Below are 11517 nucleotides of genomic sequence, written 5' to 3'. Positions count from 1 at the left end.
CTACCAAGACCGTGAGCCTCTCCATCGCCGGCGTCAACGAGCTGCGCCTGCTCGTCACCGACGCGGGGGACGGCGCCGCCTACGACCACGGCGACTGGGCCGACGCCCAGATCGCATGCGGGTCCGCGACACCGACGTCCGTCACCACGCAGACGCCGAGCCCCGCCACGCCCACCGCAACGTCCGCGACCGTCATCCCTTCGGCCACTCCCACGAGCGCGCCCACCGCATCAACCGCGCCGACGGCAACGGCCACGCCGGCGGGCGCCCCGACAGCCACGAGCACGCCCATCACAGGCGGCGCGGCGTACCTGAGCGACATGACGTGGAGGTCCATGACGAACGGGTGGGGCCCAGCGGAGCTGGACATGAGTAACGGCGAGCAGGCGCCTCGGGATGGTCATCCCATCACGCTGAACGGAACGGTGTACGCCAAGGGATTGGGGGTGCACGCCAACTCGGACATCACCTACACGCTGGGAGGCGCGTACGCCATCTTCACCGCGGACGTGGGAGTCGACGACGAAGTCGGCAGCAACGGATCCGTGCACTTCCAGGTCTGGACCGACGGCGTGCAGCGGTTTGACAGCGGGCTCATGACCGGCGTCACGGCGACCGCCCACGTGAACGTCTCCATAACGGGCGTGAACGTGCTCGAGCTGATCGTGACCGACGCAGGGGACGGGAACGCGTACGACCATGCGGACTGGGCCGCCGCGCAGATCGCAACGAGCGGGGCGGCGACCCCGACCGCGACGGCGACGCTGGTCACGGCGAGCACGCCGACCCCGACGGCGACGGCGGGGATCGCTCCCACCGCGACGCCAACGGCGGCTCCGACGGCTACGCCAACGCCCGGGATGGCGCCGACGCCAACGCCGCTCCCAACGTTCACGGTTGGCGCCACGCCGACTCCGACCTCGGGTACAGGAGGCGGACCCGTCGCGTTCAGTCCGGCAGCGCCCTACACGGTGGGGAGCGACCCCCACTCGGTCCTCGTGGCCGACCTCAACGCGGACGGAAAGCTCGATATCGCGAGCGCCAACGCGCTGTCCAACTCCGTCAGCGTGCTTCTCGGAAACGGACTCGGCGGATTCGCGACGCCGGTGAATTACACCGTTGGCACCAAGCCCAAGTTCGTGCTCGCTCAGGACGTGAATCGTGATGGCAAGCCCGACCTGGTGACCGCGGACGAGACGAGCAACGACGTCGCGATTCTGCTGGGCACTGGGGACGGAACGTTCCAGGCAGCGCGCACATTTCCCGCCGGTTGCACTGCACCGCATGAGGTAGCCTCCGGCGACCTCAACAACGATGGGAAGCCGGACCTGGTCGTTGCCTGCTGGAACGGTTCGACGATCGGCGTGCTCCTCGGGAACGGCGACGGCACATTCCAGGCTCCCGCGTCCGTCACGGCCGCGCTCAACCCCCATGGTGTGGCGATTGGCGACTTCAACGGTGACGGGAAGCTGGACGTCGCCGTGGCAGACCGGGGGAGCAACGCCGTGACCGTCCATCTCGGGACCGGAACGGGTTTGTTCTTGGCGCCCGTAGGCTACCCAGTTGGCGCTGGCCCTCACTCCGCCCGCGCAGCGGATGTCAACGGTGATGGGAAGCTGGACCTGGTGACCCCGAACGATCTGGCAAATACGGTCAGCGTCTTGCTGGGAGCCGGGAACGGAACCTTCGGGGCCGCGACGAGCTTTGCGACCGGGTCCGCGCCGGAGATCGTGGCGGTGGGCGACGTCAACGCTGATGGCAAGCTGGATTTGGCCACCGCGAACTCAGGCGACAATACCGTGAGCGTGCTGGTGGGGACGGGCGCGGGGAGCTTTGGCGCGCCGTCGAGCTTCTCAGCGGGCATCCAGCCCTTCTCCGTCGCGATAGGCTCGCTTAACGGGGACACGCAGCTCGACCTGGTCGCGGCCAATTACGGAGACACGACCGTCAGCGTGTTTCTCAGTCTCCCACCTGCGCCCCCCACCCCGACGCCGCAGCCCGGCGTCCAGTACCTGAGCGACATGGCATGGACCTCCGCCACCAACGGCTGGGGGCCGGTCGAGCGGGACATGAGCAACGGCGAGAGCGCCGCTGGCGATGGCCACACCATCACCCTCAACGGCGCCGCCTACGCCAAGGGCCTCGGCACCAACGCCATCTCCGACATCCGCTTCGCCCTCGGCGGCGCCTGCTCCTCCTTCACCTCCGACATCGGCGTCGACGACGAGGTCGGCGCCCTCGGCTCGGTCGTCTTCCAGGTCTGGACCGACGGCGCCCTCCGCTACGACAGCGGGACCATGACCGGCTCCACCGCTACCAAGACCGTGAGCCTCTCCATCGCCGGCGTCAACGAGCTGCGCCTGCTCGTCACCGACGCGGGGGACGGCGCCGCCTACGACCACGGCGACTGGGCCGACGCTCGCGTCGGGTGCAGCTCCACCACGCCCACTTCCGCGACCACTCGGACCCAAATCCTGGCCACGCCAACGGCCACCCCGACGCAAACCGTCGCCGTTGCTCCTCCCACTCCGACGCAGCTGACCCCGACTCTGCCCGCGACGCCAACGCCGACGCCCACGCAGCGGCCCACACGGACGAGAAGACCGAGTCCCACACCATGACCGTGGCGACTCTGCGCTCGACGTCAGGTCACAGCGGCGAAGGTCGCGGGCAGGCTGGGGAGCAAGCGCCCTCCCGCCGGCCCGGTCACCTGGCGCCGGGTCTTTCCACGGCGGTCGGGACCAACGTGACGTACCGACTCGGCAAGCTCGCGCGCCACGGCGTGTTGGGAGGCGTCTGGCTCGATTGCGGCTGCGCGGAAGGCGGCTACAGCCGAGCGCTTGCGCGCATGGGCGCAGAGCGGGTTGTGGGGATCGACGTGGAAACGACGCGCGTGTCAAGCGCGCGCGCGATGGGGTCGCCGGCGATGGTTCGGCCGACCTACTGTTGCGCCTCCGCGGAGGAGCTCCCATTCGCGGATGAATCGTTCGATGGCGTATTTCTCAACGAAGTCTTCGAACACGTCGCGGACGAATCGCGGACGCTCGCGGAGATTCGTCGCGTCCTGCGGCCGGGCGGCGTACTCGCGCTCATGTCGCCCAACCGATGGTTCCCGTTCGAGGGGCACGGCATGCGGCTGGGAGGCTGGGAGCTTGGATTCCCGGTCCCCATTGTGCCATGGGTTCCGATGAAACTCGTCCGCCCGTTCATGCACGCGCGGAACTACTGGCCCGGCGAGCTACGCAACCTTGTTTCCGCGGCGGGTTTCGAAATCATTTCCACCAGCTCCGTCTTTCCCGTCTTCGAGGTTTACGCGTGGCTTCCGAAGCGCGTGATCCGCGCCTACCAGCGAGCGCTCCCGACCATCGAGAGGGTCCCGGTGCTTCGTCGCTTCGGCGTCTCGACCTGCGTACTCGCCCGGCGGCCGCGCAGCGACCCGCGGCGCGCGCTCTCCAACGCTGCCGCTGGCCGACGAGAACGCGGACCCAGCGCGCTTGTTCGAGGGATGTTGCGCGGCATTTTCAGCGCATTCATCAGTCTGTCACGGACTGTTAACCATCATTATTGGTGTAACCGTGCTCGTAGTCGGTTATCCTTTTGACCATGACTTGTACAGGGATACAGAAACACTGTTGCAAGTTCTCGCGTATTTGACCGACGAATTCGTCATCGGACGTAACTGGAGGTGAAAGGTCCGTTAGACCGATCGCACACGAACTGAGTGCGGAAGCGGGAAAAAGCTGAGCCCCGGGTTGACTGCTACTCCCCCCGGGGCCCGGGCTTTTGGGGCAGGGGATGTCCCGCGAGCCGCTGTCATTATATTCGCCGAATGTCACGTCGACCGTTGACAGCAGCTCACGAAGCATCTTGGCACGCATTCCTGCCTCAGAGAGACCGCAGTCCGCGCGCATTGTCAGAGTTTCTGCACAACAGCGCACCGAGGACATCTGGACGATCCAACTATGCAGGAAGTGTCAACCCGCTTCGAGCGACAAACCGACAACAGCGCCCTTTGCTGTGGCGAGGAGAACGCCGTGAGCTGTCGTGTCAGCGTCGTCATTCCGGCGCTCAACGAAGAAGCCAATTTGCCCTTTGTCTTGCCCAAGATTCCCACGTGGGTCCATGAGGTCATCCTCGTGGACGGGCAATCGACCGATCGAACGGTCGACGTTGCGCGCATCCTGGTCCCGAACATTCGCGTCGTCCAACAGCTTGGGAAGGGAAAGGGCGCCGCGCTTCGAGCCGGGTTCGAAGCCGCGACCGGGGACATCATCGTGATGCTCGACGCGGACGGCTCCACGCTTCCAACAGAGATCCCCGCGTACATCGGCCCCCTCCTCGCAGGCGCCGATTTCGTGAAAGGATCGCGGTTTCTCCAGGGCGGCGGAACAGCCGACATGCCTGCGTATCGCCGCTGGGGAAATCACCTGCTCGTAAGCCTCGTCCGGCTGCTCTTTGGGGGACGCTACTCCGACCTGTGCTACGGCTACAACGCGTTCTGGTCGAGCGCCGTTCGACGTCTGGACCTCGACTGCGATGGATTTGAGGTCGAGACGCTCATGAACGTGCGCGCGCTCCGCGTCGGCCTCCGAGTCGCGGAGGTGCCCAGCTTCGAAGATCGGAGAATTCACGGGACCAGTAACCTTCGAACGATCCCGGATGGATGGCGCGTCCTGTGCACCATCCTCTCGGAATGGCGCCGAAGCATTTTCGGGGACGTCACGCCCCACCGGCAGGCTGGCCCTTCGCTTCAATTCCCAGCAGACGGACCTCGCGCCCGAGTGGATCTCGCGGAGATCCTCATCTCCAACAGGGAACAGCAGGATGGCCAGGCTGCCGCATGACGCCCTCGCACCACAGCCCCACTGGACCAACGGGGCGTCGGCGACCATGACGGTAGCCAACCAAGCTCCGCTCGGCGCCCCGCGGTTCACCGTTTCGGTTGTCGTCTGCGCATATACGGAAGCTCGATGGTCGGAGCTGACGGCGTGCGTGCGGTCGCTCCAAAACCAGACGCGCGTGCCCGACGAAATCGTCGTCGTCGTCGATCACAACCCGTCGCTCCTTGAGCGCGCCGAGCGTCTTGGGGTGGCCGCCGTGCCGAATCGCCACGCGCAGGGCCTCTCGGGGGCGCGCAACACGGGTGTCGAGGTCACGCGTGGCGAAGTCATCGCCTTCCTGGATGACGACGCCGAGGCTTGCCCGGATTGGCTGGAGAAGCTGCTCTGCCCTCTCGCCGACGCCCGCGTTCTCGGCGTCGGAGGGGCGATCGAGCCCGCGTGGGTCGATCGCCAGGCGACCTGGTTGCCCGAGGAGTTCTATTGGGTGCTCGGCTGTACGCATCGGGGTGCGCCCAAGCGCCTGGCGCCGGTGCGCAATCCATTCGGCGCCAGCATGTGCATGCGCCGCGAAATCTTCCAGCACGTCGGGCTCTTTCGCGACGGAATCGGGCGGAACCATCGCGCGCCGATGGGCTGCGAAGAGACGGAGCTGTGCATTCGCGCGCGCCGGCGTTGGAAGGACAGCGTGTTCGTCTTTCAACCGGATTCGATCGTGCGCCACCGCGTACCGGGCGACCGTGTCCGCTGGCGATATTTTGTGGCGCGCTGCTACGCGGAAGGGACCTCCAAGGCGCTGATCTCCCGATTCGTCGGACGCGGAGCAGCGCTCACCGAGGAGGCGGCCTATACGGCTCGCGTGCTGCCGGTCGGCGTGCTTCGAGGTCTGCGGGACTCGCTGGTCCGACGCGATGGCTCGGGCGCTTTGCGGGCCGGGGCCATCGCGCTCGGATTCGCCGCGACGGTAGCGGGCTACGTTCGTGGCCACTGGGGGTTTCACCATGTGCGCCGCGGTTGACTGCTCCAGCGGGCGCGTCGCTGGCAGTTCGGCTGAGGGCGCATCGGCTGCGCAAGCGGCGCCGATTGTGCGAGCCGAGCCCGCCGCGCAGCCGCAGCCCTTGAAGGTCCTCGTGACAACACCGCGGTATCTGCCACAGATCGGCGGCGTCGAAACCCACGTGTACGAAGTATCCCGACGCCTCGCTCGGATGGGCCTCGACCTCACGATCGCCACGACCGATCTCACCGGTCGGCTTCGCCCGCGCGAGGAGGTCGACGGCGTGAAGATCCGCCGGGTTCGTGCGTGGCCGTCTGACCGGGATTACTACTTCGCGCCGGGAATCCGCGCAGCCATCGCCGACGGACCTTGGGACCTGGTGCATTGTCAGGGATACCACACCCTCGTGACGCCCATCGCCATGCTCAGTGCCCTCCAGCGCGGGATTCCATACGCGGTAACCTTCCATAGCGGCGGCAACTCCTCTCACGTTCGCAATGCGCTGCGCGGGCTTCAACGCGCGGCGCTCCGCCCCTTGCTCAGCCGGGCGTCAGCGCTCATTGGCGTCTCCCGGTTCGAGGCGGACTTCTTTTCGCGGAGACTGCGCATTCCTCGCAACCGGTTCGTGGTCATCGCAAACGGATCTGACCTTCCGGCATCGCCGGCGCCCACTGAGGATTCCACCGACGAAACCCTGATCCTGTCCATCGGCCGGCTCGAGCGCTACAAGGGCCACCAGCGAATCCTGGACGCGCTGCCGCTCATTCGCCGACACATCGCGAATGCGCGACTCCGGATCGTCGGCTCTGGTCCATACGAGCAGCAGCTTCGTCGACGTGCGCGGCAACTTGGCATGGACAAGTACGTCGAGATCCGACCGGTTCCGGCCGCGGATCGGTCCGCGATGGCCTCCCTGCTCTCGCGTGCATCGCTCGTGACGCTCCTGAGCGACTATGAGGCGCACCCGATTGCCATCGTCGAGGCTTTGTCCCTCTCTCGGCCCGTGCTGGTGTCGGACACATCCGGGCTACGGGAGTTCGGCGAGACGGGCCAGGCGCGCATGATCTCCGTGCGCGCGCTGCCCAGCCAGATCGCGTACGCCGCGCTCAAGCAGCTCGAGAGCCCGATCACCGCGCCCGCGGTCGCGGTGCCGACCTGGGACGAATGCGCTGCCGCGGTCCTGCGCGTCTACCAGTCGATCGTGGATGGAATGAGGCCATGCGAATCTTGATGCTCTCCCAGTTCTACCCACCCATCATCGGCGGTGAGGAGCAGCACGTTCGAAACCTCAGCGTGGCCCTCGCGCGGCGCGGCCACGAGGTTGCCGTGGCAACCCTGCATCACGACGACCTGCCGAGTTTCGCGTCCACCGACGGGGTCCGCGTCTATCGCCTCAATGGAACGATGCAGCGCGCCGCGTGGCTCTACGGCGATTCAGAACGGCGACACGCCCCGCCCCTTCCGGATCCGGAGGCGGTGGCCGGGCTTCGACGCGTCGTCGACGCGGAGAGGCCCGAGGTCGTCCACGCGCACAACTGGTTCGTCCATTCATTCGTTCCGCTCAAGCGTCAGAGTCGGGCCAAACTTGTCCTCACACTCCACGACTACAGTCTGTGCTGCGCCACGAAACGCATGATGTTCCGTGAGTCCGCGTGCAGCGGGCCCGCGCTTCGACGCTGCGTACCCTGCGCCATCCGACACTACGGAACGCTGAAGGGGGCCGCAACCCTCGCGGCCCGCTGGGCGTCCACCGTTACCGTGCGCGCGGCGGTGGACATGTTCGTCCCCGTCAGTCACGCCGTCGCCGTCGGCAGCGGCCTCACTCGAGACCGGCTCCCCTTCCGCGTGATCCCGAACTTCTTGCCCGACGAAGACGATCGAGACGACGGGTGCTTCGAGAGCTACCTCTCGCGGCTCCCCGCTTCCGAGTTCGTGCTGTTCGTCGGCGATCTGAGCCGCCAGAAGGGGATCGACACGCTCCTCGCAGCATTCACGGGACTCCCCGTACGCGTGCCGCTTGTCTTGATCGGCAGACGCCTTCCGGACACGCCGCGCGTCGTTCCCGATGGCGCGCACATCTTCTCCAACTGGCCGCACGGCGCCATCATGGCTGCCTGGCGGCGAAGCATGCTGGGTGTGGTGCCATCGGTGTGGCCTGACCCGTGTCCCACGGTGGCGCTCGAGGCCATGGCGAGCGCCCGGCCCGTCATCGCGTCGGCCGTCGGCGGGCTCGTCGACCAGGTGATCGATCGCGAGACTGGGCTTCTCGTTCCACCGGGCGACGTCGACGCGCTGCGGTCCGCCATGCTGCGGCTCATCGCAGATCGTGGCTGGCGGAGCGCGTTGGGGGAATCGGCGCAGCGCCACGCCGAGCGCTTTCGCGCCGCGACGATCGTTCCCAGCATCGCCCGGCTGTACGAAGAGCTGACCTGCGCGACGGAGGACGGGCGCCATGCGGCCTGATAGCCTCGTGCCGGCCACTCTTTCCGCGCCGGACGTCGCCCCGATTCGCGTGCTGGAGCTCGAGCTCGCGTCGGATTCCGAGCCGCGCACGCCACTCCCGGGCGCAACGGCCGGCGGCAAGACCGCGCTTGTCCTCGTCCGGATTCACGGGGAGCCCGTTGGGACAGTGCACGTTGGCGTGCCGACGAATGGTCTCACGCGGAGCCAATGCATTCCCGCGATCGCGCGCGAGCTGGGGCAGCCGATTCTCGAACACTTGCATCGGGATGGCGCCAATTCGCGGGCCGCGAGCGATCTCTGCGCGGCGGCGCGAATGGCCCAACCCGCCTGCAGCGCGCCGCGGACGGCTGTGCTGGCGAACCCGCCCTCGGTGAGCGTCGTTGTTGCGACCCACGATCGGCCCGAAAGCGTGCGAAATTGCATCGGCTCCTTGGCCCGCCAGACATACCCGCGATTCGAAGTCCTTGTCGTCGTCAACGCGCCCCCACCGGCGGTGGATTTCCGGCACGTTCAGCGCGCATTCGCGGGTGACGCGCGGATTCGATGGCTCCACGAGCCGCTCCCCGGCGCATGTCGAGCGCGGAATCTGGGGATCGAGGAGGCCCGCGGTCAGATCATCGCCTTCTGCGATGACGACGTAATCCACGACCCCGACTGGCTCCTCGAGCTGGCGTGTGCCTTCCAAGAGGCGCCGGGTGTCGGCTGTGCCACGGGCCTGGTGTGCCCGGCCGAGCTGGACACCGACGCGCAAATCTGGTTCGAGCAATACGGCGGCCTGGGGACCGGCTTCACGCCACGGCTGTTCGACATGGGCGCCAACCGGCCCGCCGACCCCTTCTATCCGTTCCGTCCCGCGACCTTTGGGGTTGGGACGAACATGGCATACAGAGCGGAGGTGGTGAGAGAGCTGGGCGGATTCGACCCATCCCTGGGACCGGGAACGCCCGCTTGCAGCGGGGAGGATTACGCCCTGTACTACGCCACGCTTCTCGATGGCTACCAGATCGCGTATCGACCCAGCGCGCTCGTCTACCATCGGCACCGACGCGATTACGCGTCGCTGCGTCAGCAGATCCACGGCTACGCGGTCGGGTACGCGGCCGCGATCTCGCACAGCGTTCTTGCGAACCCCCTCGCAGGCGCATCCATTGCGCGAGGCCTTCCGCGGGGCGTAGTGCGGCTCGTGAGATCGAAGCGAAGCTACGCCGGCCGTCCAGGGTTTCCCGCCGAGCTATCGCGCGTGGAGATGCAAGGTCTGCTATTTGGACCCGCCCTCTTGATGCTCAGCAAGGCCCGCGCATCCCTGTTGTCACGCCGAGCCCACTCCAGAAAGCAAGAAGGCGCCGGAGTGCTTCATGCCTTTGACGACTCGACGGGCAAGGAGCGGGAGCAGCGCACGTGAAGCTTCTTCCCGGCGACGCCCCACTCGATTCCGTCCCATTCCTGTTCGGCGATGTTTTCGCTCCCGTGTGCATCACCGAGGTGGACCTCGCCGAGCCCATCCCGCTCCTGCGTCCGAGTCCGTCCGGGGAGTCAGACGGTTACAGCCGCGCTCTTTCTCTCGTTTGGGTCCACGACCACCCCATCGGGCTGGTCCAGCTCGCCATTCCCCCGGGCGGCCTGAATGCCGAACAGTACGCGCGTCAAATCTGGCGCCAAATCGGCGATGCCATCAATACCCATTTGACGCGCGACGGGCTGCCATCGCTCCGGGGCCTAACGGCGGCGGGCATCGGGCAGCCCGGCAACGCCGGCTGCTGGGCAGCCCTCGACGCGGCACGAGCAAGCGGACCGCGCGTCTCGGTGGTCATTCCGACGCGCAATCGGCCCGATCAGATCGTGGCGTGCATCACGTCGGTCTTGCGGCAGGATTATCCGGCCCACGAGATCATCGTCGCGGACAACGGACCCTGCAGCTCAGAGACACAAGACGCGGTCGCGCGAAACTTCGACGGTGAGCTGCGGGTTCGATACGTCCGCGAAGAGGTCGGCGGCACGTCGAGAGCCCGCAATCGGGGGATTCAACTTGCCCAAGGTGACATCATCGCCTTCTGCGACGACGACGTCCGTCACGACCGTCGCTGGCTCCTGCATCTCGTCCTTGGCTTCGGCATGGGCGATCGCGTTGGGTGCGTAACCGGCCTCGTTCTCCCCCACGAGCTGGAAACGGAGCCACAGGTCTGGCTCGAGCAGTATGGCGGTTACAGCAAGGGGTTCGTTCAACAGATCTACGACCTCGACGAGCACGTCCCGCAGGACCGCCTGTTTCCGTTCACCACCGGCCGACTCGGGACTGGCGCCAATATGGCCTTTCGAACGCAGATCCTCCGGTCGCTGGGCGGATTCGACATTGCGCTGGGCGGTGGTAGCCCCGCCATCGGCGGCGAGGATCTCGCGATGAGCTTTCAGATCATCGCGGCGGGTTTCCAGCTCGTCTACCAGCCCGCGGCCGTCGTCTATCACCCCCATTACCGCGACTACGCCGCCCTTCGACGGCAGATGTACGGGTATGGGAAGGGGCTGACCGCGTATCTCACCAAATGCTTGATCGACAACCCCCGTTTGGGCATCGACATGCTGCGCAAGCTGCCGTTCGGTCTCGACTATCTCTTCAGCCCCCGATCGCGGAAGAACCGCCGCAAGTCTCCAAACTACCCACGTGAGCTGACCATGATCGAGCTGAAGGGGATGATGGACGGGCCGTTCGCCTACGTCCGCGGTCGCTGGGCGCGCGATCGCGGCCGTGCAACTTCCACCATCCTGGCGCAGTCGCATCCATGAGCAGACCGACGGCCCAGGTTTCCGCCCCCCGATCCGCGACGGGCGGAGATCCTGGGATCACGCGCGTACCGATTCTCGCGTATCACAGCATCTTCCCCGGGGCAAACACGTCGTGGCGGCGGTACGTCGTCTCACCAACGTTGTTCGACGAACACGTGAGCGCGCTCCGCGAGCAAGGCTACGTGTCTATGACGGTGGATGCGCTCGTCCGCGCCATCGCCCGTGGCCAGCCGCTTCCAGCCAAGCCCGTCGTCCTGACGTTTGACGATGGCTTCGCCGATTTTGTCTCGAACGCGCTGCCCGTGATCGCAAGGCGTCACATGTCCGCCACCCTCTACGTCACCACGGGATTTGTCGGGAAGCGCAGCCCGTGGCGGCATCGCGCCGACGCGGACACTCACGAGCCGATGCTCTCCTGGGCGGACGTCCGATCCCTCG

9 protein-coding genes are annotated in these 11517 nt (G+C 66.6%); all 9 read left to right on the top strand.

Annotated features, from left to right (window positions below):
* The coding region (locus VFC51_02490; protein HZT05868.1) for an NPCBM/NEW2 domain-containing protein at positions 1-2621 on the top strand (2621 nt) is incomplete at its 5' end.
* The gene (locus tag VFC51_02485) at positions 2618-3601 is read left to right on the top strand and encodes a class I SAM-dependent methyltransferase (protein HZT05867.1); all 984 of its coding nucleotides are present in this window, start codon (positions 2618-2620) and stop codon (positions 3599-3601) included. The genes VFC51_02490 and VFC51_02485, both read left to right, overlap by 4 nt.
* Before the next feature lie 433 nt (positions 3602-4034).
* The gene (locus VFC51_02480) at positions 4035-4844 is read left to right on the top strand and encodes a glycosyltransferase family 2 protein (protein HZT05866.1); all 810 of its coding nucleotides are present in this window, start codon (positions 4035-4037) and stop codon (positions 4842-4844) included.
* Positions 4825-5856, top strand: a complete 1032-nt coding sequence (locus tag VFC51_02475; GenBank protein ID HZT05865.1) for a glycosyltransferase family 2 protein — start codon at positions 4825-4827, stop codon at positions 5854-5856. The genes VFC51_02480 and VFC51_02475 overlap by 20 nt, the downstream gene beginning before the upstream one ends.
* 112 nt (positions 5857-5968) lie before the next feature.
* Positions 5969-7066: a glycosyltransferase family 4 protein gene (locus VFC51_02470; protein HZT05864.1), complete on the top strand. Its 1098-nt coding sequence runs from the start codon at positions 5969-5971 to the stop codon at positions 7064-7066.
* A complete protein-coding gene (locus VFC51_02465; GenBank protein HZT05863.1) occupies positions 7054-8298 on the top strand; it encodes a glycosyltransferase family 4 protein in 1245 nt (414 codons plus the stop codon). The genes VFC51_02470 and VFC51_02465 overlap by 13 nt, the downstream gene beginning before the upstream one ends.
* Positions 8288-9700, top strand: a complete 1413-nt coding sequence (locus VFC51_02460; protein HZT05862.1) for a glycosyltransferase — start codon at positions 8288-8290, stop codon at positions 9698-9700. The genes VFC51_02465 and VFC51_02460 overlap by 11 nt, the downstream gene beginning before the upstream one ends.
* Positions 9697-11079, top strand: coding sequence for a glycosyltransferase family 2 protein (locus VFC51_02455; GenBank protein ID HZT05861.1), 1383 nt, complete (start codon positions 9697-9699; stop codon positions 11077-11079). Before VFC51_02460 ends, VFC51_02455 begins: the two co-directional genes overlap by 4 nt.
* Positions 11076-11517, top strand: a 442-nt coding sequence (locus VFC51_02450; protein HZT05860.1) for a polysaccharide deacetylase family protein, incomplete at its 3' end; no start/stop codon positions are given. The genes VFC51_02455 and VFC51_02450, both read left to right, overlap by 4 nt.

This window comes from Chloroflexota bacterium, assembly GCA_035652535.1.
Lineage (GTDB): Bacteria > Chloroflexota > UBA6077 > UBA6077 > SHYK01 > DASRDP01.
Note: the sequence above shows the minus strand (reverse complement) of the source record. Positions and strands in the feature narration are given on the sequence as shown.